General features: G+C 69.1%; 20 protein-coding genes. 9 read left to right on the top strand and 11 right to left on the bottom strand.

Translation table 11 applies throughout. The features are described from left to right. Positions 1–54 precede the first annotated feature (54 nt). From Q8N10_RS07970 to Q8N10_RS08000, 7 genes are all read left to right on the top strand, one after another. Positions 55–1,401 carry an MFS transporter gene (locus Q8N10_RS07970; protein ID WP_304782318.1) on the top strand — a complete coding sequence of 449 codons (1,347 nt, stop codon included), beginning with the start codon at positions 55–57 and terminating at the stop codon, positions 1,399–1,401. A gap of 124 nt (positions 1,402–1,525) precedes the next feature. Continuing rightward, the gene (locus tag Q8N10_RS07975) at positions 1,526–3,946 is read left to right on the top strand and encodes a hypothetical protein (RefSeq protein ID WP_304782315.1); all 2,421 of its coding nucleotides are present in this window, start codon (positions 1,526–1,528) and stop codon (positions 3,944–3,946) included. A gap of 98 nt (positions 3,947–4,044) precedes the next feature. Further along, positions 4,045–5,454, top strand: coding sequence for an alkaline phosphatase PhoX (locus Q8N10_RS07980; RefSeq protein ID WP_304782313.1), 1,410 nt, complete (start codon positions 4,045–4,047; stop codon positions 5,452–5,454). A 145-nt stretch (positions 5,455–5,599) separates the two neighbouring features. Continuing rightward, positions 5,600–5,872, top strand: a complete 273-nt coding sequence (locus tag Q8N10_RS07985; RefSeq protein ID WP_304782310.1) for a hypothetical protein — start codon at positions 5,600–5,602, stop codon at positions 5,870–5,872. A 68-nt stretch (positions 5,873–5,940) separates the two neighbouring features. Beyond that, positions 5,941–6,135 carry a hypothetical protein gene (locus tag Q8N10_RS07990; RefSeq protein ID WP_304782307.1) on the top strand — a complete coding sequence of 65 codons (195 nt, stop codon included), beginning with the start codon at positions 5,941–5,943 and terminating at the stop codon, positions 6,133–6,135. 179 nt (positions 6,136–6,314) lie between these two features. Then, the gene (locus tag Q8N10_RS07995; protein ID WP_304782304.1) at positions 6,315–6,860 is read left to right on the top strand and encodes a hemerythrin domain-containing protein; all 546 of its coding nucleotides are present in this window, start codon (positions 6,315–6,317) and stop codon (positions 6,858–6,860) included. 459 nt (positions 6,861–7,319) lie between these two features. Next, positions 7,320–7,973 carry a Crp/Fnr family transcriptional regulator gene (locus Q8N10_RS08000; RefSeq protein WP_304782300.1) on the top strand — a complete coding sequence of 218 codons (654 nt, stop codon included), beginning with the start codon at positions 7,320–7,322 and terminating at the stop codon, positions 7,971–7,973. A 9-nt stretch (positions 7,974–7,982) separates the two neighbouring features. On the opposite strand, the gene Q8N10_RS08005 is transcribed toward Q8N10_RS08000, so the two are convergent. The 3 genes from Q8N10_RS08005 to Q8N10_RS08015 form a co-directional block, all read right to left on the bottom strand. Next, complete coding sequence (locus tag Q8N10_RS08005; RefSeq protein ID WP_304782297.1) at positions 7,983–8,192, bottom strand: hypothetical protein; 210 nt, start codon at positions 8,190–8,192, stop codon at positions 7,983–7,985. Positions 8,193–8,297: 105 nt separating this feature from the next. Further along, positions 8,298–8,522, bottom strand: a complete 225-nt coding sequence (locus tag Q8N10_RS08010; RefSeq protein WP_304782294.1) for a hypothetical protein — start codon at positions 8,520–8,522, stop codon at positions 8,298–8,300. A 751-nt stretch (positions 8,523–9,273) separates the two neighbouring features. Beyond that, the gene (locus Q8N10_RS08015; protein ID WP_304782291.1) at positions 9,274–9,747 is read right to left on the bottom strand and encodes a thermonuclease family protein; all 474 of its coding nucleotides are present in this window, start codon (positions 9,745–9,747) and stop codon (positions 9,274–9,276) included. A 281-nt stretch (positions 9,748–10,028) separates the two neighbouring features. Between Q8N10_RS08015 and Q8N10_RS08020 the strand changes: the two genes are divergently transcribed. Both Q8N10_RS08020 and purB read left to right on the top strand, forming a co-directional pair. Further along, complete coding sequence (locus Q8N10_RS08020; protein ID WP_304782288.1) at positions 10,029–11,537, top strand: MFS transporter; 1,509 nt, start codon at positions 10,029–10,031, stop codon at positions 11,535–11,537. Between the two features lie 66 nt (positions 11,538–11,603). Beyond that, positions 11,604–12,932: an adenylosuccinate lyase gene (gene purB / locus Q8N10_RS08025; RefSeq protein ID WP_304782285.1), complete on the top strand. Its 1,329-nt coding sequence runs from the start codon at positions 11,604–11,606 to the stop codon at positions 12,930–12,932. Positions 12,933–12,938: 6 nt separating this feature from the next. On the opposite strand, the gene Q8N10_RS08030 is transcribed toward purB, so the two are convergent. The 8 genes from Q8N10_RS08030 to Q8N10_RS08065 form a co-directional block, all read right to left on the bottom strand. Then, on the bottom strand, positions 12,939–13,679 hold the full coding sequence (locus Q8N10_RS08030) for an ABC transporter ATP-binding protein (RefSeq protein ID WP_304782282.1): 741 nt from the start codon (positions 13,677–13,679) through the stop codon (positions 12,939–12,941). Continuing rightward, a complete protein-coding gene (locus Q8N10_RS08035) occupies positions 13,676–14,467 on the bottom strand; it encodes an ABC transporter permease (protein WP_304782279.1) in 792 nt (263 codons plus the stop codon). Before Q8N10_RS08035 ends, Q8N10_RS08030 begins: the two co-directional genes overlap by 4 nt. A gap of 1 nt (position 14,468) precedes the next feature. Continuing rightward, entirely contained in the window at positions 14,469–14,930 is a 462-nt protein-coding gene (mlaD, locus tag Q8N10_RS08040; RefSeq protein ID WP_304782276.1) for an outer membrane lipid asymmetry maintenance protein MlaD, read from the bottom strand. A 9-nt stretch (positions 14,931–14,939) separates the two neighbouring features. Continuing rightward, positions 14,940–15,578 carry a phospholipid-binding protein MlaC gene (locus tag Q8N10_RS08045; protein WP_304782273.1) on the bottom strand — a complete coding sequence of 213 codons (639 nt, stop codon included), beginning with the start codon at positions 15,576–15,578 and terminating at the stop codon, positions 14,940–14,942. A 39-nt stretch (positions 15,579–15,617) separates the two neighbouring features. Further along, positions 15,618–16,559, bottom strand: a complete 942-nt coding sequence (locus Q8N10_RS08050) for a VacJ family lipoprotein (RefSeq protein WP_304782269.1) — start codon at positions 16,557–16,559, stop codon at positions 15,618–15,620. A gap of 131 nt (positions 16,560–16,690) precedes the next feature. Beyond that, positions 16,691–17,893 (bottom strand): ABC transporter permease, encoded by a 1,203-nt coding sequence (locus tag Q8N10_RS08055; protein ID WP_304782266.1) that lies wholly within the window; start codon positions 17,891–17,893, stop codon positions 16,691–16,693. After that, positions 17,893–18,603 (bottom strand): ABC transporter ATP-binding protein, encoded by a 711-nt coding sequence (locus Q8N10_RS08060; RefSeq protein WP_304782263.1) that lies wholly within the window; start codon positions 18,601–18,603, stop codon positions 17,893–17,895. Before Q8N10_RS08060 ends, Q8N10_RS08055 begins: the two co-directional genes overlap by 1 nt. Next, the gene (locus Q8N10_RS08065; protein ID WP_304782261.1) at positions 18,600–19,901 is read right to left on the bottom strand and encodes an efflux RND transporter periplasmic adaptor subunit; all 1,302 of its coding nucleotides are present in this window, start codon (positions 19,899–19,901) and stop codon (positions 18,600–18,602) included. The genes Q8N10_RS08060 and Q8N10_RS08065 overlap by 4 nt, the downstream gene beginning before the upstream one ends. Positions 19,902–19,956: the final 55 nt, after the last annotated feature.

A 19,956-nucleotide genomic window follows, 5' to 3' on the forward strand; every position in this document is an offset into this window, starting at 1 on the left:
CCTCAACTGAGCCAACCTGACACCAACGATAAAAGAGTCAGGGAGCCCAAGACCATGGTCGACGCCGCCACGCCCGCCGTGCCCGCCGCGGAGGAGGCCTCCCCCTTCAACGCCCGCTACCGCGCCTTCGCCCTGACCATTCTGCTGGGCGCCTACATCCTGTCGTTCCTCGACCGGCAGGTAGTCTCGATCCTGGCCGAGCCCATCAAGAAGGACCTTGGCCTCGCCGACTGGCAACTGGGCATGCTGACGGGCCTGGCTTTCGCGCTCTTCTATACGACCCTGGGCATTCCCATCGCCCGCCTGGCAGAGCGGTTCTCGCGGCCCTGGATCATCGCGGCCTCCATGGCGCTGTGGAGCGGCTTCACCGTGTTGAGCGGCCGGGCCCAGACCTTCCCGCAGATGCTGATCGCCCGCATGGGGGTCGGCTTCGGCGAGGCCGGCTGCAACCCCTGCGCCCATTCCCTGATCGCCGACTACACCCCCAAGGAGAAGCGCGCCTCGGCGCTGGCCACCTATTCCCTGGGCATCCCCATCGGCACCCTGCTGGGCCTGGTGATGGGCGGTCTGATCGCCGACGCCTATGGCTGGCGCGTGGCCTTCTATGTGGCCGGCGCGCCGGGCCTCGCCCTGGCCCTGGTGGCCGGCTTCTGCCTCAAGGAGCCCCGCAAATACATGTCGGCGCTCGCCACCAGCCAGGCCGAGGCCGCACCGCCGCTGTCGGTCGCCTTCAAGGTGCTGGGGGGCAAGCCCACCTTCTGGCTGATGGCGGTGGCCGCCGGGCTGATGGCCTTCGTGGGCTATGGCCAGGGCGCCTTCAACGCCGCCTTCTTCATGCGCCTGCACGGGGATGAGCTGGCCCTGCTGGCCGCGCCCTATGGTCTGAAGTCCGCCGGCTTCCTGGGCCTGGCCCTGGGTCTCATCGGCGGCGCGGCCGGTATCGTCGGCACCCTGCTGGGGGGCTGGTTCGCCGACATCGCCGCGCGCCGGGACGCCCGCGGCTACGCCGTGGTCCCGGCCCTGGCCGCGGTCCTGGCCCTGCCCTCCTACTACTTCATCTACACCGTCGAAAATCCGATGACGGCGCTCTGGCTGACCATCATCCCCAGCATCCTCGGCTCCCTCTGGTACGGCCCGGTGTTCGCCACCGCTCAGAGCGTGGTGCCCGCCCACACCCGGGCCACGGCGGCGGCCCTGCTGCTGCTGGTGCTGAACCTGATCGGTCTGGGGTTCGGCCCCCTGTTCGTCGGCCTGCTCAGCGACGCCCTGGCGACCCTGGGAGGTCTTGGCGCGGCCGAGGGCCTGCGCTGGTCCATGGTCCTGACCTCGCTGTTCACCCTGATCAGCGCCGCCATCTTCTGGATCGCCCGCAAGACAATGGTGCGCGACCTGGTGAGTTGAGGCCTGTTCCTTCCTCCCCCGTTCACCGGGGGAGGAAGAGCTCACCACCTGGACTGGCTGTTCTGCGCGAGAAATCGCCCGGCGGTTGATCATCGCTTAAGCGTGAACGCCTAAGCTCGGCGTCATGCCGATCTCGTACCTCTCGGTTGCGCAGATCTCCGCCCTCTCGGCGACGGTCTTGCAGCCGCTCTCGACCACGAAGATGCAGCAGCTCACCTCGACCCAGATGGGCGCGCTCAGCGTGACCGGGATCGGGACCCTCTCGGTGACCCAGGTCGGGGCCCTGTCGGCCAGCCAGGTCAAGGGCCTGAAGGCGACCCAGATCGCCCACTTCTCCAGCGCGGTGGTGTTCGACACCGCCCAGCTCACCGCCCTGAACGCCAGCCAGCTGGGCGGCCTCAGCTCCAGCCAGCTCGGCGCCCTGGACACCACGCGCCTGGCCGCCCTGGCCGGGACCCAGCTCGCCGGCCTCTCGGCCACCAACCTCTCGGGCCTCACCGCCACCCAGATCGGCGCCCTGTCGGCCACCCAGGTGAAGGGTCTCACCACCAGCCAAATCAAGGGCCTCAGCGCCGCCGACATCGACGAGTTCAACCTGACCCAGCTGGGGGGCTTCACCGCCACCCAGATCGGGGTGATGGCCACCACCCACCTGGCCCAGTTCGACGCCACCGAGATGGCCTCCCTTTCCACCACCCAGGTGAAGGGCCTCAACACCCTGCAGCTGCGGGACCTGGACGCCACGACTCTCGGCAAGCTGACCGCCACCCAGGTGGGCGCGCTATCGGCCAGCCAGGTCGGCGCCATCGCCGCCACCAATCTCTCAGCCCTGGCGCCCGGCGTCATCGCGGCCCTGTCGTCGACCCAGATCTCCGGCCTCAGCAACACGGCTCTCGCCGCCTTCGACGCCACCCAGGTCGCGGCCCTGACCACCACCCAGGTCAAGGGCCTCACCGCCACCCAGGTGCGCAGCCTGGAAGCCGCCGACTTCGACAAGTTCACCTCGGGCCAGATCGGCGCCCTCACCGCCGCTCAGCTCGGCGCGCTCTCGAGCACCAACCTGGCCAGCCTGGACGAGACCGAGATCCAGGGCCTGGCCACCACCCAGACGGCGGGCTTCACCGCCACCCAGATGGCCAGCCTCTCGACGACCGACTTCGCCGAGCTCGCCACCACCCAGATCGCCGCCCTCACCGCCAGCCAGGTCGGCGGCCTTTCCGTCACCAACCTAACCTCGCTCTCGGCCACCCAGTTCGCGGCCCTGGATCCGGCCCGGATCAGGGGCCTGACCGCCAGTCAGCTCGGCGGCCTGGAGGCGGCCGACTTCGCCCGCTTCACCCCGACCCAGATCGTCAGCCTCACCGCCGCCCAGATCGGCGCCCTGTCGGCCACCAATATCGGCGCACTGAACGCCACGGTGATCCAGCAGCTCAGCAACACCCAGCTCCAGGGGCTCACCGCCTTCCAGGTCCGCGCGCTGACCGCCACCGATGTGCGCGAGTTCACCGCCACCCAGATCCAGGGCTTCACCCCCGGCCAGTTCGGCTCGCTCTCGGCCAGCGCCCTGCCGGCCCTGTTCAACACCCAGTTCGAGGGGCTCAGCGCCCTGCAGCTCGGCGGCCTGTCGGCCTCCGGGGTCGCGGCGCTCAACGACACCCAGATCGGCTGGCTCTCCACCACCCAGCTCCGCGGCATCAGCGCCGCGGCCCTGGGAGGCCTGTCGGCCACCGACTTTAGCCGCTTCAGCCCGACCCAGATCGACGACCTGGCCCCCGCCCAATTGGCCGGCCTGTCCTCGACCAATCTCTCGTCCCTCGACGCCACCCAGATCACCGGCCTCACCACCAGCCAGGTGCGGGCCCTGACCGCCACCCAGATCGGGGGTCTCTCGGCCACCGACATCGGCGAGTTCGACCTCACCCAGCTCGGCGCCATGACCAGCGTCCAGATCAACGCCATCGGCCCGGCCACCCTGGCCTCGCTGGACGAGACGCGGCTTGGCGCCCTGGCGGCCACCCAGATCGCGGGCCTGACCGCCACCAACTTCTCAGCCCTGACGCAGACCCAGGTCGCCGGCCTGTCAGCCACCCAGATCCAGGGCGTCAGCGCAGCCAATATCCGTAGCCTCAGCGCCACCGACTTCGGCGAACTGACCGCCACCCAGCTCGTGAGGCTGACGGCCGGCCAGGTGGGTGCCCTGACCACCACCAATCTCTTCGGCCTCTCGGCCACCCAGTTTGGAACCCTGGCGGCGACCCAGATCGCCGGCCTGACCGCCAGCCAGCTCTCGGCCCTTGAGCCGCCCCAGTTCGAGGCCTTCACCGCGACCCAGATCGCGGCCCTGCCCGGCGCCCAGATCGCCGCCCTCAGCACCACCCTGATCGGCGCCCTGACCACCACCCAGGTCGCCGCCTTCGAGGCGACCCAGATCCCCAGGCTCACCGTGACCCAGGTGCGCCAGCTCTCCACGACCCTGGTGGCGGCCATGAGCCCGGCCCAGGTCAACGCCTTCACGGCGATCCAAATCCAGAACCTGCCGGCCTGAACCGTTGGCCGATCCGGGGAAGGTGTGTCGCCGCGCCGCGGTGAATCTCGGATGGCTCGCCCTAGGCGCCCTCCATTTCCGTTGATACAGGCTCGCGAATGATGACCTCGCGTCGCACCGTCCTTTCCACCGCCGCAGCGGGACTGGCGTTCCTCGGCTGTGCGCGGCACGCAAGCGCTCAGACGGGCGCCGCGACCGAGACCTACGCCAACGAGGTCGCGGGTTATGGCCCGCTGGTCGCCGACCCCTACGGCATTCTCGACCTGCCCGCCGGGTTCGCTTACCGGGTGGTGTCGCGGTTCGGCGAGACGATGAGCGACGGCCTGGAGGTTCCTTACAAGGCCGACGGCATGGGCTGTATTCCGCTCGGCGGCTCGCGGGTGGCGCTGGTCCGCAATCACGAACTCAAGAGCAACGACCTCAACTACGGCCCGGCCGGCCTGGCGCGGCGCCTGGCCCCGCGGGTCGACCTGTCGCGGGCCTACGATGTCGGGGCCGACGGCCACGCCTTGCCCGGCGGAACCACCACGCTCATCTACGATGTCGCCCGGCAGAAACTGATCAGCCAACACCTCAGCCTGACCGGAACCGCCGTGAACTGCGCCGGCGGCGTGACCCCGTGGGGATCGTGGCTGAGCTGCGAGGAGAACACCCAGAAGGCCGGCGGAAACCTCTCCAAGGACCATGGCTGGGTGTTCGAGGTGCCGGCCAGGTCCAAGGGCCTGGTCCAGGCCGTGCCGCTCAAGGCCATGGGACGGTTCCAGCACGAGGCCGCCTGCGTCGACCCCCGCACCGGCGTCGTCTACATGACCGAGGACAGCTTCGCCGGCCCGGGCCTGTTCTACCGCTTCCTCCCGAACGCCCGCGGTGAGCTCCACATGGGCGGCAAGCTGCAGGCGCTTGGGTTCCGCGACGCCCCCGGCGGCGTGAGCACCGCCAACCAGGGTCAGGTCATCTGGAGCCAGGGCGACTGGAAGCAGGTCGTCTGGATCGACCTCGACGGCGTGGAAAGCCCGGATGACGACCTGCGCCTGCGCGGCGCCAAGGCCGGCGCGGCGACCTTCGCCCGGGGCGAGGGCATCCACTTCGGCGCGGGCGAGATGTATTTCACCTGCACCAGCGGGGGCCCGGCCAAACATGGCCAGATCATGCGCTACGTTCCCAGCGCCAGCGAAGGCCAAGCCGGCGAGCGCGATACGCCCGGCCGGCTGCAGCTGTTTCTGGAGTCGTCCGACGAGAAGGTCTTCGACTACGGCGACAACCTGACCGTGGCGCCATGGGGTCACCTGATCGTCTGCGAGGATCGCTACTCCAACACCAAGCGCAACCACATCCGCGGCGTCACCCCGGAGGGCAAGGTCTATACGATCGCCCGCAACGTCTTCCGCGAGAACGCAGAACTGGCCGGCGCCTGTTTCTCGCCCGACGGCTCGACCCTCTTCGTGAACATCTACTGGCCGGGTATCACCCTGGCGATCACGGGCCCGTGGCGCTCCCCCCAGGGCTGATGGAAGCCTGATGGCAGGAACGCCTTGAGCGTCCTGACCGTTGAGATCCGCCGGATCGGGCGGCCGCTCAAAGCTGCGTGACCAGGTGCGGTGGCGGACTAGCGCGCCACCATTTCGGGTATAGTGCGCTTAGGAGGAGAAGGTCATGACCCAGACACCGCAGACTGATCACAGCATCTTGGTCGTCCCGGTTGAGGGCGGCTGGAGGGTGCACTCCCCCTTCGATGACACGCCCTTGATGTTCCTCTCCGGCGCCAAGGCCGAGGAGAAGGCCAAGGCCCTGGCCGAGCGCCTGGCCGCCGCCGGCCGTGACGCCCGCGTCCTGATCCACGACCGCACCCAGGCCCTGGTCGGCACCTGGCGCTACTTCGCCTACGAAGCGCCCCTCGCCGAACTGCCGGTGCGCCGCGAGGCCTAGCGCCACCGTCGGAACACCTGGCCCGGTCTCCCTGTTGATAGGCTGTACGCCACACACAGGAGCATCCCATGGCCGAGAACCGCACCCCGCAGGACCAGAGCGCAACCCCGCAACAGCCGGCCCCGAGCCAGCAACAGCGTCAGGACGAGACCACCAACACCAACGGCGGTGAGCAGTCCAAGACCGGCACGGGCCTCGGAACCGGCGTCGAGACCGGCGCCATCGAACCCGGCAACAGCCAGGGCGCCAACAACGCCCGTTGAAGCCGCCACACGGACAGGAACGCCCGCGCGCCTCGTGCGCCGCGGGCGTTTTCGCGACCGGTTCGCAAGCGCTGCAATTCGTGACCGTCTGTCGGATATCCGCCGGAACTCCGTCAGCGCCAGGTTGTTTTCCGACTCAGGGCGACAGCGCCCGCAAATTCAGATGAACGAGGGACGTTATGGCGACTGCCGCGAAGGCCGACACGGCCAAGAAGACCGATTCCAAGAAGACCGCGCCGCGCCGCACGCGCCGCACCAACCGCCGCGATCCGCTGGCCATCAGCCTGCTCAAGAAGGACCACCGCGAGGTGGACGCCATGTTCGACGAGTACGAGCAGCTGGAAAAGGACGCCGAGAAGCTGGCCCTGTTCAACAAGATCGCCCTGGCGCTCAAGGTGCACACCCAGATCGAGGAGGAAATCTTCTATCCGGAGGAGCGCGGCGAGGTGGAAGATGACCTCATGGATGAGGCCTATGTCGAACACGACAGCGCCAAGAAGCTGATCGCCGAGATCGAGGCGATGAAGCCGTCCGACCAGTTCTACGACGCCAAGGTCAAGGTGCTGGGCGAATACATCAAGCACCACGTCAAGGAAGAGGAAGAGCCCGGCGGGATGTTCTCGCAAGCCAAGAAGGGCGACGAAGACCTCGACGAAATGGGCGAGCGCATGGCCGCCCGGAAGAAAGAACTGATGGCTGAGCTGGCCCCGGCCCAAGCCAACTGATCCGGCCGCCGCGCGCGCTTTCCCGCGCGCGGCGCGCCTGCCCTTCACACGACTGATGAGATCGCGCCGCCCCAGCATCGTCTGGGGCGGTTTGCTGTGTGACGTACCCCAGCGGCCAGGCCATCCCCCACAGGGACCACGTTCCTTCACAGATTGATCGACCGGCCTCGCGTGACTTCGAGGGGGCCCAAAAGACAGGCGCCTAGACCCAAAGTTTGAAATCTATCATTTCATGTATTGAAAAGCACATAGTCCGTATTCGAAAATACTTATTACCCCCCACTTCGTCTTATTCTGTTTTTCGAAATACATTCCGTAAATACGGTCGAACAATTATATGATCACGCGCTGCAGCATCTGTGACACACTCGACCGGTTGCGATGTTTTTAGTTGACCGATTGGTCTGGACCTCAGTGAATTTTAGAAACTATCTTCTGTCCGCCTTAGAGCCCGAAGACATGGCCGTGCTTGGCCCCTTTCTGACCGAAACCGCCCTGTCCGCGGGCGAGGTGCTGCACGAGGTCGATCAGCCCATCGAGGCGATCTTCTTCCCCTCCAGCGCCGTGGTCTCGGTGGTCACCCCCACCCGGGACGGACGCAGCGTGGAAAGCGCCACCATCGGGTTTGAGAGCGTCAGCGGCCTGCCCTCGGCGTTGAGCGGCGAGCCCAGCTCCAGCCGCGTCTTCGCCCAGGTCGCAGGCGGCGCCATCCGTCTCCCGGCCGCCCAACTGCGCGACCGGGCGTTCCAGAGCGCGCCGCTCCTCCACCTGCTGCTGCGGCACATCGAGGCCAATATCAGCCAGGCCCAGCAGTCAGTGGCCTGCAACGCCCTGCATGAGGCCGGCCAACGTCTGGCGCGATGGCTGCTGATGACCCAGGACCGGGTGTCAGGCCCCGTCGTGCCCCTGACCCAGGAGTATCTGGCGATCATGCTCGGCGTGCAGCGCACCACCGTCACCCTGGTGGCCAGCGCCTTCAAGCGCGAAGGCCTGATCGACTACCGGCGCGGGGCCATCACCATCCTCGACCGGACCGGGCTCGAACGGGAGGCCTGCGAATGCTACGGCCTCGGCAAGATCCGCTTCGACCGCCTGCTGAAGGTCGCGGCCTGAGGCCTGGGCTCAAGTCGCCAGCGGCCCGCCGCCGGCGTCCCGCCGTTCGCGATGGATCAACTCATCGTCGCGCCAGATCTCGACCTCGGCGGCGCTGCCGTGCTCGGCCAGGATCTGCAGCCCCTTGGTCAGGGCCGCCGCGTCATCCGTAAGCTCGACGGCTTCGAACGTCAGGCCGGAACCACCGGCGAGATAGGGATAGAAGATGTAGGCGGGCACTGAGGATATCCCTGGGGGAAGCGACACCACACCACCAACCCTGACCGCCCGTCTATCCGATACCCGACTTATTGACCCGCGGAGAAGTCGCCTGGGTGACGCGGCTCAGCGCAACACTTCAAACACCAACGCACCAAGAGCGGCGGCAAGCAGTGTTCCGCCCTGGCGCAGAGCCGTGATCTGGCTGGCGCCCACGCGCGCGCCGTCGAGGAAGTCAGTGAGCGCAGCATCGAGCTGGGCCGCCATGTCCAGGTCGGCGATTTCGAGCGGGGGCGCCGCGTTCGGCCTGATTCCACGATTGAGAATGACGGCCGCGAGGCCAGCCAGCACCGCGGCTCCCGCGCTTAGCCCAGACGCGTCTCGCACAGCTCCGACCGCCGCGAAACAGCACAATAGAGCGCCGGTGATCATGAGCAGAGTCAGCGCCCAATTCCTCCGCTGGCGGCGTTCCGGCCCTCTCGCCCCACACAGCCGAACGTAGGCCAGCTCCTCTTCGAGAGTGAGGCCGCCCACGTCCAGCATTGTGTCTGGTTTCATTCTTCGGCTCATTGGTGAGCAAGGCAGCGCGCCTCAAACTATAATGGCGGCCCTGGCTTGCAAGTCGGGGATGTTGCGCGACAAGGGATATGAGAGTCACGAGCCTGCGTTTGCTGGGTCGACCGCCGCCTGGGCGGCTCCTATGGTCTTTGCGGCCGCCGATGGGGCTTGCTGATGGTACGAAATCTGCGGGTGTTGATTGCGGCGACGGCGATGGCTGGGTTTTCCCATCTCGGGGCCTCGGCGGCGAGGCTGTCCAATGCGCAGCCTGTTCCGGCAGCTCTGGTGTCCGAAGTGCGCCGAGCCTTGGCCGCCGAGCCCTATAACCGTGAACTCTACGCCCCGTCCCTCAGCTTCGGGGGCAATGACAGGGCGCTCTGTGGGCTGGTGGATGCGCAGCGCCGCGGGATGCCTCTTCGGTTCATCTACCTCAGGCCCGAGGCTGGACCCGTCGCCGTCGAAATAGACGACGGGATCGATGCCGCCGGGTTCGCTGAAGTCTGGCGAGTGGCGGGATGTGGCCTGCGAGGCGCCCCCAGCAGCCTTACTCCCTAGACGGCGGGATTTGGCGCCACAGACCTGTGGCGCCACGCCGGGCCGCTTCTTCCGTCGCATCGTAGCGTCCCGCGCTTTCGTCGCGATTTTGGATGACCACTCCGGCCTCGATGAGTTCCTCGGAGAGATCTCTCCAGTACGGTTTGCAACTGACCCCGTAGCAGGCGTCGTAGCGGACCTCGCAGACGCCCGCTCGGGGGCGCTCATCGGCCCCGCCAACCAACCGGCACGTGACGTCGTGGTCCAGGATGATGTGCTCAAGCTCCCAGACTGCGCCGGCGGCGCAGGTCGCGGCTGACCCGTAGTCAGGGCACGGTCGTTCCGAGAGCGCCAGGCTCACCCCCAACAGCCTGACCTTCGCGCCGTCGAGTTCAATCGTATCGGGCGCGACAACCGCTGCCTTTGCTGGACCGATGGTCGGGCCGTGCGGATGCGGCGCCGCCAGGCCGATGCTGGCCGCCACGAGAGCGCCAAGGCCCACAATCGCCCCCAGGATTCTTGCCATCGCCCACCCCGTCAAAGTCACAATCGCGCCGGTCGCATCCGCTCCGAGGCGACGAACTCTGCAGTCCGGGCTCAGCCAGAGCAACCAGCTCTCCCTGGCGCGAGGCCGGCACACCCGCCCCCGCCGGGCTTGGTCACCCGCACACCACCGATGTCGGTCGGGAACGTGTCGGGCCCCTTCCCCTTCCCCACCGGCTCCGCCTAAAGTCCGCGCCAGAGAGTGCATGGGGGGATGTGCGTATGACTGCGGCGGCGGACGCCGGCGGCAAGCCGGTCTATTCGGACAGCTATAAGGGCGTGGTGCTGGGCCTGCTGGTCACGGCCTACACGCTCAACTTCATCGACCGGACCATCATCTCCACCATCGGCCAGGCCATCAAGGATGACCTGAAGATCACCGACACCCAGCTGGGCCTGCTGGGGGGGCTCTATTTCGCCCTGCTCTACACCCTGCTGGGCATCCCGATCGCCCGCCTCGCCGAGCGGTTCAACCGCGTCAACATCATCTCCGCCGCCATCCTGATCTGGTCGGGCTTCACCGCGCTCTGCGGGACGGCCACCAGCTTCGCCCAGCTGGCCGCCTACCGCTTCGGCGTCGGGTTCGGCGAGGCGGGCCTCTCCCCGCCCGCACACTCCCTAATCAGCGACTATTACGAGCCCAAGCGGCGGGCGAGCGCGCTCTCCATCTATTCCTTCGGCATCCCGCTCGGCACCATGCTAGGCGCCGTGGCCGGCGGCTGGCTGGCGCAGAACTTCTCCTGGCGCATCGCCTTCCTGATCGTCGGCGCGCCGGGCATCATCATCGCCATCATCATGAAAATGGTGATCAAGGAGCCGCCGCGCGGCCACTCCGAGCCTGAACAGGCACCGGCCTCGCCCGAGGATGTCGCGCCGCCGGCTCCCAAATTCTCCTTGGCCGGCGAGTTCAAGGAACTGGCCGCCGTCTCGGCGACCCTGTTTGGCAAGTGGCCGGTCCTGCACATGGTGCTGGGCGTCACCATCGCCTCCTTCGGTTCCTACGGCTCGGGCCAGTTCGTGCCGCCCTACTTCACCCGCGCCTTTGGCCTGGACTACGCCCAGGTCGGGCTGATCACCGGCCTGGTGGGAGGCTTCTCCGCCGGCATCGGCACCCTGCTGGGGGGCTTCATCACCGACCGTCTCAGCAAGCGCTCGCCGCGTTGGTACGCCCTGACGCCGGCCATCGGCCTGGCCATCGCCACGCCCATCTATATCGCAGCCTATCTGCAGCCCTCATGGCAGAGCGCGGCCCTGATCCTGCTGATCCCCGGCATCTTCCACTACACCTATCTGGGCCCCACCTTCGGGGTGGTGCAGAACATGGTGCCGACCCACCGCCGGGCCACGGCCACGGCCCTGCTGTTCTTCTTCCTCAACCTGCTGGCGCTCGGCGGCGGCCCGCCCTTCACCGGCTGGATCATCGACCAGTTCGCCCAGTTCAACTTCAACCACCTCGGCGCGGGCGGGACGCTCGCGGGCCTCGGCGGCCTGTTCGGCGGCGACCTGGGCGCCGTCAGCTTCGCCACCGCCTGCCCGGGCGGCAAGGCCCCCGACGGGGCCAGCCTCGCCCTCGTCGGCCAGTGCAAGGCAAGCCTGGTGGAGGCCACCCGCTCGGGCGTCATCGTCTCCATCTGCTTCTACCTCTGGGCCGCCTTCCACTACCTGCTGGGCTCCATCGGCCTCACCAAGGCGCTGGCCAAGGCCCGCACCGACCGCGGCGAAGCGGCTTAAACGGCACATCCGGGGTGGTGAAATCGGCCCGGTGGCGCTATCCACCGGGCCGTAAGGAGCCTTCGCATGATCCCCCGCTACGCCCGCAAGGAAGCCGCTGACATCTGGTCGCCCCAGACCCGCTTCAAGATCATGTTCGAGATCGAGGCCCACGCCGCCGACAAGATGGCCGAGCTGGGGGTCATCCCCAAGCTGGCCGCTCAGACCATCTGGGAAAAGGGCCGCGACGCTATCTGGGACGCTGACCGCATCGACGAGATCGAGCGCGAGGTGAAGCACGACGTCATCGCCTTCCTGACCCACGTCACCGAGGTCGTCGGCCCGGAAGCCCGCTTCCTGCACCAGGGCATGACCAGCTCCGACGTCAACGACACGGCGCTGGCCGTCCAGCTCAGCCGCGCCACCGACCTGCTGATCGACGACGTGGACATGGTGCTGACCGCCCTGAAGCGCCGCGCCTTCGAGCACCGCCTGACGCCGACCGTCGGCCGCAGCCACGCCATCCACGCCGAGCCCACCACCTTCGGCCTCAAGCTCGCCGGCCACTACGCCGAGTTCCAGCGCGCCAAGGAGCGCCTGGCGATGGCCAAGTTCGAGATCGCCACCTGCGCCATCTCCGGGGCCGTCGGCACCTTCGCCAATGTCGCCCCCGAGGTTGAGGCCCACGTCGCGCAGCAGCTGGGCCTGGCCGTGGAGCCGGTCTCCACCCAGGTGATCCCTCGTGACCGTCACGCCGCCTATTTCGCGGCGCTGGGCGTCGTCGCCTCCTCCATCGAGCGCCTGGCCACCGAGATCCGCCACCTGCAGCGCACCGAGGTGCTGGAGGCCGAGGAGCCCTTCGAGGTCGGCCAGAAGGGGTCCAGCGCCATGCCGCACAAGCGCAACCCGATCCTCACCGAGAACCTGACGGGCCTCGCCCGCCTGATCCGCTCGGCCGTGGTGCCGGCCATGGAGAACGTCACCCTCTGGCATGAGCGCGACATCAGCCACTCGTCGGTCGAGCGCGGCATCGCCCCGGACGCCACCGTCCACCTGGACTTCGCCCTGCGCCGCCTGGCCGGCGTGGTGGAGCGGCTGGTGATCTATCCGGAGAACATGCTCAAGAACATGGACCGGCTCGGCGGCCTGGTGCACTCCCAGCGCGTCATGCTGGCCCTGACCCAGAAGGGCGTGGCCCGCGAGACCGCCTACGCCTCGGTCCAGGGCGCGGCCATGAAGGTCTGGCGCGGCGAAGGCCTGTTCATCGACCTGTTGCTGGCCGACGAAACCGTCACCCTCTCCGAGGCCGAGATCCGCGACCTCTTCGACCTCGGCTACCACTTCAAGAACGTCGACGTGATCTTCGCCCGGGTGTTCGGGCAGGAGGCCATGGCGATGGCGAAGGCAGCGGAATAGCCCAGCCTACCCGGCGACAAAGGCCCGGACATGGGGGTTGCTCGTCTGGTCTAGCTCCCCCGGGGCGCCCTGCCAGACGATCTGCCCCTCGTGCAGCATGGCGATCTCGTCGCCGATCCTGCGGGCCGAGGCGAGATCGTGGGTGATCGACACCGCGGTGCAGCCCAGCCGCCTCACCTGGTCGACGATCAGGTCGTTGATCACCGCGGCGGTGACCGGGTCCAGGCCGGTGGTCGGCTCATCGAAGAACAGCACCTCCGGATCGGCGGCGATGGCGCGGGCCAGCCCGACGCGCTTCTGCATCCCACCCGAAAGCTCCGACGGGAAGACATCGGCGACGGCCTCCTCGAGGCGCACCCTGGCCAGGGCGTCGAGCGCCCGACGCCTTGCGGCCTTGCGCGACACCCCGTCGGCGTTGATCAGCCGGAAGGCGACGTTCTCCCAGACCGTCAGGCTGTCGAACAGCGCCGCGCTCTGGAACAGCACGCCGGAGCGGGCCAGCAGCCGCCGCTGCAGCCGGCCGCCGAACCCCGGAAGCCCCCGGCCGTCCAGCACGACCCGCCCCCCGTCGGGCGCCACGAGGCCGAGCGCCAGCTTGATCATCACCGACTTGCCCTGCCCTGAACCGCCGATGATCACCATCGAGCGCCCGGTCTCGACGCTGAGAGTCAGCCGGTCGAGGACGGTGACGTCCCCGAACCGCTTGGTGACGTTGCGCCATTCCAGCTTGGGCCGCGCGCCACTCATCGGCGGGTGAACAGGGTGGTGAGCAGGTAGTCGGAGGCGAAGATCAGGATCGCGGCCGAGACCACGGCGTTGGTGGTGGCCCGCCCGACCCCGCGCGCCCCGCCGGTGGCGCGGTAGCCGTGATAGCAGCCCATCAGGGCGACGATGAGCCCGAACACCATGGCCTTCAGCAGGCCGGTTCCCACGTCGCCCGCCTGTACGAAGTCCACCGTGGCGCGGATATAGACCGTGGGATTGAAGTCCAGGAACCCGACCGCGACAGCCCATCCCCCTCCGATCCCGATGATGTCGGCCACCACGGTGAGGATCGGCAGGGCGATCACCGCGGCCACGATCCGCGGCGCCACTAGGTAGCCGAAGGGGTCGGTGGACAGGGTCCTCATCGCGTCGATCTGCTCGGTGGTGCGCATGGCCCCGATCTCCGCGGCGATGGTGGCCGAGACGCGGCCGGCCAGCATCAGGGCGGCCAGCACCGGACCAAGTTCGCGGGTGATCCCCAGGGCGACGATCTGCGGCATGATCTGCTCTGCGTTGAACCGTCCGCCGCCGGTGTAGATGTTCAGCGCCAGGGCCGCGCCCGTGAACACCGCCGTCAGCCCGACCACAGGCAGGGAGAAGAAGCCGATCGCGGCCAGCTGGCGCAGGATCTGACCGGGGAACCACGGCCCCAGCAGGATGGCCCGCAGGCTGCGCAGGGCGAACAGGGTCACCGCCCCCAGCGTCTGCAGGCAGAGCAGCGTCAGGCGTCCGACGGCCCGCACTGGGGTCAAGGCCGCGGCGGGCGCCATGTCACTGGCTCTCCGGCGCCGGGGCGGGCGGCCGCACCACCTGACCGATCAGGCCAAACAGGTCCACGGCGCCCTGGGTGTTCTCGATCTCCCCGCCGGGCTTGAGGTCCTCCGCCGCCCCCCCGGCCCCGATGGCGACGTGCACGCCGCCAAGCAGGCTGTCGCTGGTGATCTTGGCGGTGGAATCGGCGGGCAGCCGGACCTTGGGGTCGATGGCCATCTCCACCTTGGCCAGGTAGGTGTCACGCTCCAGGGTGACCTTCGAGACCGTGCCGATCTTGACCCCGGCCACGCTGACGACAGCGCCCGGCGTCAGGGAGCCCACCTCGCCGAACTTGGCGGTGACCTCGTATCCCGCCGGGGTCAGCCCTCCCCGGCCGGCCCACAGCGCGTAGACCAGGAACGCCGCGGCCACGCCCAGCACCAGAAAGCCCATCAAGGTCTCAGCCCATTGTCCCCGCACGGTCGGCCTTCAAGTCCTGGAGTTGCGCTGAAGCTGGGCGATCAGCACGCTGATGTCGCCGCCGGCGTTGTCGATGGTGGAGACGAAGTCCTGCTGCTGGGTGATGGCCAGCCAGACCCCCCGGATCTGGACGTCGACGACCTTCCAGGCCACGCCGCCCCCCAGCACCCGCCAGGACACCGGGATCGGGTCGCGGCCGCCCCCCAGCACCAGGCTCGCCACCACCACGTCCCCCGCCGTCCGGGCCACCGAGCCCGTGACCTTCAGGGTCTCGCCCCGGAACTCGGAGATCCGGCTCTGATAGACGTTCTCGGCATAGGCCCGGAACACCGGGTTGAACCGCGCCCGCTCGGCTGGGGTGATGGTGCGCGCGTACTTGCCCAACACGAAGTTGGTGATCTTCGGCACGTCGGCGATCTGGTCGATCAGGCGGCGGAAGGCCTGCTGCTTCTGCGCCACGCTCAGGCTGCGGTCGGCCAGGACCGAGAGCACCTTCTGGGCCTGGACCTCGACGAAGGCCTCGGCCTGCGGATTGCGCGCGCTGCGCCGGGCCGCTGGCTGGGCCGCGGCGGCGGCGGCCAGCCCGGCGAGCGCCATGGCGCCGCCCAGGCGCGTAAGGACGTGGCGGCGGGCTGGGGCGGGTCGCATGGTGTCTTTCCTCGGGTGGCGGACGGGCGCGCGATGACGCTAGTAGATCGGCTCTGAGACGCCGTAGGCCGCCAAGGCGACCGTCTCGGCGACCGTCTCGGCGACCGTCTCGGCGGGCGCCGGGATGTCGGGCGGGGTCTCGAAGTCCGGCAGGATCTCCACCGCTCCGGTGGCCTCGCGCACCACCGACTCCCGGTTTTGCAGATAGGCCGACTGGATCGTCGCATAGGGGTCGGTGGCGTCCTGGGCGATCGCCTCCAGGGTGGCGTCGGCGCTGGACCTGTAGTCCAGGGCGGTCACCCCCAGGCGCCCGGCCCCGAAGTCGCTGCCAAGTCCGCCCGTGGCCAGGGATATGGGATCGGTCAGGGCGTCCACCACCTGCCCGAGGCCGTCACGCAGGGTCAGCGGCCCCACCAGCGGCAGGTAGAGATAGGGCCCGGCGTCCAGGCCGTATCGGCCCAGGGTCTGACCAAAGTCGGCGCGGCTGCGCTCCAGACCCACCCGGCTCGCGACGTCGAACACCCCAAGCACGCCCACGGTGGAATTGATGACGAAGCGGGCGCCGGCCGCCACAGCGCGCTTGGGACGACCCTGCAGACCCGCATTGAGCACCGTCGAGGGCTCCCGCAGGTTATCCACCACCCGCGCCAGGCCCCTGCGGACCGGCGAGGGCGTGATCTTCATGTAGGCTCGGGCGATCGGGCCGACCAGCGCCCGGTCCAGGAACCCGTTGAAGGCGTAGGATCCGCGATTGAACCCCCGCCAGGGGTCCTTCTGCGCCGCCGTCGGCGCCAGCGGGGCGGCCGCTGCTTCGAGCGCCATGCTGTCCTCCACGGCGGCGCTCTCCTCCACCGCCTGGGTCCAGGCCGCCCCGCCTAGCGCCACCGAAAGCGTCAGCCCCAACGCCAAGATCAGGGCCGCCCCCGCGCGCGGACGGTCCCCGCTGGGCCTTGCTTCGACGATGTCTCGTGTGGCGACCATGGACGTGGTCCCCCCAGACCACGGTGAAGCTTAGCGCCACCGCTCAGCGCCTTGAAACCTCCTTCGCGTGAAGGAAGAAGTCACTCAACCCAGGACCTGACCTCCGCAATCCTGGGAATACCCATGCCCCCCTATTCGTGCCGCAGGGCCTCGATGGGATCGAGGCGGGCCGCGCGCCGCGCCGGGAAATAGCCGAACACCACCCCGATCAGGGCCGCCACCGTGAAGGCCAGCAGGTTGACCGCCGGATCGAAGACGTAAGGCACCTTCATCCACCCCGCCAGGCCCGCCGAGGCCGCCGCGGCCAGCACCACGCCCACCAGGCCGCCGAAGGCCGACAGCACCACCGCCTCGATCAGGAACTGCAGCAGCACGTCGCGCTCCAGGGCGCCGATGGCCAGGCGGATGCCGATCTCCCGGGTCCGCTCGGTGACCGAGACCAGCATGATGTTCATGATCCCGATGCCCCCCACCAGCAGGCTGACGGCCGCCACCGCCCCCAGCAGCAGGGTCAGAACCCGGGTCGTCCCCGACATCGCCTGGGCGATCTGGCGGGTGTCCATGATGCTGAAATTGTCGTCCTCGTTGCTGGCCACCTTGCGCCGCTCGCGCAGGATGTCGGTGACCTGGCTCTTCACCCGGTCGGTGTCGTCGCTGGCCTTCACCGAGATCACCAGGGACCCGATGTCCTGGTCGCCGGTCAGCCTGCGCTGCACGGCCCGCAGGGGCATGATCACCACATCATCGGGGTCGCTTCCCATCGAGACCTGGCCGCTGGTCTTCAGCAGCCCCACGACGTCGCAGGCGAAACCCTTCACCCGGATGCGCGATCCCACCGGGTCGCCGGTCGCAAACAGCTCCTTGCGCACCGTCTCCCCGATCACGCAGACCGGCCGCCCGGCGCGGGCCTCGGCGTCGTTGAACACCCGGCCCTGGGCCAGGACCAGGTTGCGGGCGACGAAATAGGCCGGTTCGGCCCCGGTCACGCTGGTCGACCAGTTCTGCGCCCGATAGACGATCACCGCGCCGACGCTCTCCACCCCGGAGATCGCGCCGATGCCGCTGACCCCGGCCTCGATGGCGGCGACGTCAGCGTCGCGGAAGCGCGGCGCGCGGCCCGCCTCCGGCCCCATCCTCTGACCGGGGCGCACCATCAGCAGGTTGGAGCCCAGGCTGGAGATCTGGTTGGTGACCGCGAGCGTCGCCCCATTGCCCAGGGTCACCATGGTGATCACCGCGGCCACCCCGATCACCACCCCCAGCACGGTCAGGATCGAGCGCACCAGGTTGCGGCGGATGGCGCCCAGGGCCAGTTTCAGCGCGCTCCACAGCATCAGATGTCCCCCGCGCCGTCGGAGGCGATCACACCGTCGACGAAGCGCACATGGCGCGGCGCATAGGCGGCCATGTCCGGCTCATGGGTGACCATCAGCACCGCGATCCCCTGGTCGCGGTTGAGGCCGGTGATCAGGTCCATGATCCCGCGCCCCATCTCGCTGTCCAGGTTGCCGGTGGGCTCGTCGGCCAGCAGGACGGTGGGCCGGGTGACGATGGCGCGCGCGATGGCCACCCGCTGCTGCTGTCCTCCGGAGAGTTCGGCCGGGGTGTGGGTCCCCCAGCCCTCCAGCCCGACTATGGCCAGGGCCTGGGCCGCCAGCCGCCGGCGCTCAGGCGTCGAGACCCCGCGGTACATGAGCGGGAGCTCGACATTCTCGATGGCGCTGGTGCGGGCCAGCAGGTTGTAGCCCTGGAACACGAAGCCCAGGTGGCGGCGGCGCAGCAGGGCCCGCTGGCTGCGGTCCAGGCGCTCCACCGCCACGCCGCGGAACCGGTAGGAGCCGGCGCTGGGCACGTCCAGGCAGCCGATGATGTTCATCGCCGTCGACTTGCCCGAGCCGCTGGGCCCCATGATGGCGACGAACTCGCCCTCCCGCACGCTCAGGTTCACCCCTCGCAGGGCCTGGAAGGCGCCGGGGCCGGACCCGAACACCTTGGTGACGCCCTCCAGCTCGATCAGCGGGGGCCCGCCGGCCGCGGCGGTCATTTGGCGGCGGCGGCGGTTTCGGTGATCACCGCCATCCCCGCCTTCAGGTCGCCGCCGGTGACCTCGGTGTCGCGCCCGTCCGAGGCGCCCACCCGCACGGCCACCCGCACCGGAACACCCTCACGCAGCACCCAGACCTGCTGGGCCGCGGAGTCGGTGGAGCGCCGCGTCGGCCGCCCCCCCATCCGGGGCATGCGCGGCACGAGCGCGCTGGTGACGCTGGCGGCGCCCTTGGCCCGGGTCTCGGGCGGGGTGAAGCGCAGGGCCGCGTCGGGAACCAGCAGCACGCCGGTGCGCCGCGAGGTGGTCATCTCGGCGGCCGCCGTCATGCCCGGCCGCAGCGACAGGTCGGCGTTGGTCACCGCCAGCACGCCGGTATAGGTCACCACCCCCTCGGTGGTCTTGGAGCCCAGCCCCACCCGCGTCACCCGCGCCGGATAGCTCCGCCCCGGATAGGCGTCGACGGTGAACACCGCGGCCTGGCCGTCGGCGACCTTGCCGACATCGGCCTCGTCGATGTCCACCAGCAGCTCCATCCGCGTCATGTCTTCGGCGAGCGTGAACAACACCGGCGCCTGCAGGGCGGCGGCCACGGTCTGGCCCGGCTCGATCTTGCGGGTCAGCACCACGCCGCTGATGGGGGAGCGGATGGTGGCCTTGCTGAGGTTGGTGCGGCTGGTGTTGAGGTTGGCGCGGGCCTGGGCCACTCCCGCCGAAGACGCCGCCGCCGCCGCGCGCGCGCGCGCCAGGGCCGCGTCGGCCGCGTCGACATCGGCCCTGGCCGGATAGCCGCCCTTGGAGATCTGGTAGAGCCGGTTCAGCCGCCCGGCCCGCAAGCCCGTCTCGGTCACGGTGGCCTGGCTCTGGCGAAGATTGGCCTGGGCCGCCGCCACCGCCCCCTCCCCCAGCGCGATCTGGTCGCGCAGTCGCGAGGTGTCCAGGGTGGCCAGCACCTGGCCCTTGCGCACCTTGTCATTGTCATCGGCCAGCACGCTGTCGACGGTGCCGGAGACCTCCGAGCCCACATCCACCTGGTTCACCGGCGTCAGCGACCCCGTCGCCAGCACCGAGACCACCAGGTCCCCGCGCCGCGCCGGCGTGGTCACGAACTGCGCCGGCGGCGGCGGCGCCATCGACCGAAACAGCAGCACCGCGGCCACCAGGGCCACGATCCCCAGCCCCACCCCGCGGGCCACCACCCACCGCCGCCGCGACGGCCCGGCCTTGGCGCTCGGGCCCAGCAGCGCCTCGAGATCGGCGGCGGAACTGGCCGGGGAATTGGCGGTGTCTTGCGGCATGGGGACGTCCTCTAGCCCCCAACCTACCGCGCCCGCCCCCCCGATCCTTGAGCCT

Source organism: Phenylobacterium sp. (assembly GCF_030693625.1).
GTDB lineage: Bacteria > Pseudomonadota > Alphaproteobacteria > Caulobacterales > Caulobacteraceae > Phenylobacterium > Phenylobacterium ferrooxidans.

What these genes read in the sequence shown, in the direction of transcription:
- Q8N10_RS08045 (WP_304782273.1), bottom strand. Translation starts at nt 15,578, where the DNA reads ATGCGACCCGCCCCAGCCCGCCGCCACGTCCTTACGCGCCTGGGCGGC.
- purB (WP_304782285.1), top strand. Translation starts at nt 11,604, where the DNA reads ATGATCCCCCGCTACGCCCGCAAGGAAGCCGCTGACATCTGGTCGCCC.
- Q8N10_RS08055 (WP_304782266.1), bottom strand. Translation starts at nt 17,893, where the DNA reads ATGCTGTGGAGCGCGCTGAAACTGGCCCTGGGCGCCATCCGCCGCAAC.
- Q8N10_RS07980 (WP_304782313.1), top strand. Translation starts at nt 4,045, where the DNA reads ATGATGACCTCGCGTCGCACCGTCCTTTCCACCGCCGCAGCGGGACTG.
- Q8N10_RS07995 (WP_304782304.1), top strand. Translation starts at nt 6,315, where the DNA reads ATGGCGACTGCCGCGAAGGCCGACACGGCCAAGAAGACCGATTCCAAG.
- Q8N10_RS08030 (WP_304782282.1), bottom strand. Translation starts at nt 13,679, where the DNA reads ATGAGTGGCGCGCGGCCCAAGCTGGAATGGCGCAACGTCACCAAGCGG.
- Q8N10_RS08065 (WP_304782261.1), bottom strand. Translation starts at nt 19,901, where the DNA reads ATGCCGCAAGACACCGCCAATTCCCCGGCCAGTTCCGCCGCCGATCTC.
- Q8N10_RS08020 (WP_304782288.1), top strand. Translation starts at nt 10,029, where the DNA reads ATGACTGCGGCGGCGGACGCCGGCGGCAAGCCGGTCTATTCGGACAGC.
- Q8N10_RS08050 (WP_304782269.1), bottom strand. Translation starts at nt 16,559, where the DNA reads ATGGTCGCCACACGAGACATCGTCGAAGCAAGGCCCAGCGGGGACCGT.
- Q8N10_RS07985 (WP_304782310.1), top strand. Translation starts at nt 5,600, where the DNA reads ATGACCCAGACACCGCAGACTGATCACAGCATCTTGGTCGTCCCGGTT.
- Q8N10_RS08060 (WP_304782263.1), bottom strand. Translation starts at nt 18,603, where the DNA reads ATGACCGCCGCGGCCGGCGGGCCCCCGCTGATCGAGCTGGAGGGCGTC.
- Q8N10_RS08000 (WP_304782300.1), top strand. Translation starts at nt 7,320, where the DNA reads ATGGCCGTGCTTGGCCCCTTTCTGACCGAAACCGCCCTGTCCGCGGGC.
- Q8N10_RS07990 (WP_304782307.1), top strand. Translation starts at nt 5,941, where the DNA reads ATGGCCGAGAACCGCACCCCGCAGGACCAGAGCGCAACCCCGCAACAG.
- Q8N10_RS08035 (WP_304782279.1), bottom strand. Translation starts at nt 14,467, where the DNA reads ATGGCGCCCGCCGCGGCCTTGACCCCAGTGCGGGCCGTCGGACGCCTG.
- Q8N10_RS07970 (WP_304782318.1), top strand. Translation starts at nt 55, where the DNA reads ATGGTCGACGCCGCCACGCCCGCCGTGCCCGCCGCGGAGGAGGCCTCC.
- Q8N10_RS07975 (WP_304782315.1), top strand. Translation starts at nt 1,526, where the DNA reads ATGCCGATCTCGTACCTCTCGGTTGCGCAGATCTCCGCCCTCTCGGCG.